At 64.2% G+C, this 1,188-nt stretch carries 2 protein-coding genes; both read right to left on the reverse strand.

Annotated features, from left to right (window positions below; translation table 11 throughout):
* Window positions 1-630 (reverse strand): Gfo/Idh/MocA family oxidoreductase (locus tag EN750_RS35280; protein WP_145968241.1); only part of this gene is annotated, 630 nt, incomplete at its 3' end.
* A 10-nt stretch (window positions 631-640) separates the two neighbouring features.
* On the reverse strand, window positions 641-1,188 hold a 548-nt coding region (locus tag EN750_RS35285; RefSeq protein ID WP_145968242.1), incomplete at its 5' end, for an ATP-binding cassette domain-containing protein.

Here is a 1,188-nt window from a genome sequence, read left to right on the forward strand (position 1 = left end):
CCTTCGCTCGGGGTTCGCTCCGAGCGAAGGCATGAGCTTGGCGACGGGCCGAGAGTAGACGGCGATGATGTCCGAACCTGAGATCCATTGCAGCGCATCGACGTCGTGCACGCCGAGGTAGAAGCAGACGCTCGAGTTTCCGTTCATGCGAAGACCGACTTCGCGATTGGTGAAACGGCCGCTGCTGCCGTGGATCGGCTCGCCGATCCGCCCGGATTTCACCGCTGCCGCGGCCTCGCAATAGCGCGGGTCGAACCGCAGGATGTGGCCGACCAACAGGCGCGCGCCGTTTCTCTCCGCCGCTCTGGCAATCGCCTTGGCAGCGGAAAGATCGTGAGCCATCGGTTTTTCGAGCAGCACCGGCTTGCCGGCATCGAGCAGCGTGCGGCAGACGTCTTCATGCAGCGCGTCGGGTGCCGCCACGATATAGGCGTCGGCGGCATTGGCGGCCAGCGCGGTGGCGGCATCGCGGAAATGCCGGGCACCGAAATCCGACGCGGCCTTGCTCCCCGTGGCAGCATTCGGATCAACGAATGCCGACAGTTCCGCGACAGGGCTCGCGGCAACCACCTGCGCATGCAGGAGACCCATGTAGCCGGCACCGACGATGGCGATCTTCAGCTTGCTCAAAGGGTTCTCCTTACAGGCATGGTGCAAGGTTGGATGCTGGCCGGGGTGCGCAGGCTGGTGGCGTGATCGTGCGATCACCGAAGGCCAGCGTCATCACGTCTTCTTCCGTCGCCCCACGAGCCAGCGTGCCGACAGAGTGGCCTTCGCGCATGACGACGATGCGGTCGGCAACGCCGAGAACCTCGGGCAACTCGCTCGACACCATGAGGATCGCCGCGCCCTCGGCCTTCAATCTTGCGATCAGGTGATGGAGTTCGGACTTCGCGCCGACGTCGACGCCCCGTGTCGGCTCGTCGAGCAGGATGATCTTCGGTTTGGTGGCAAGCCATTTGCCGATGACGACCTTCTGCTGATTGCCGCCCGAAAGCTCGATGGTCATTTTGTCGGGCTGGGCCGGCCGCACGCCGAGTGAGCCGATGAGATCGCGGGCGAGTGCCAGGATGCGGCGAGGTCTCAGCAGGCCGAAGTGACTGTTGTCGCGAATCCAGGCGAGGGACAGGTTGTCCCTGATCGACATCGTGCCGACGAATCCTTCCAGGTGCCGGTCTTCCGGTATGT

The organism is Mesorhizobium sp. M7A.F.Ca.ET.027.03.2.1 (assembly GCF_003999175.1).
In the GTDB taxonomy this organism is placed as follows: domain Bacteria; phylum Pseudomonadota; class Alphaproteobacteria; order Rhizobiales; family Rhizobiaceae; genus Mesorhizobium.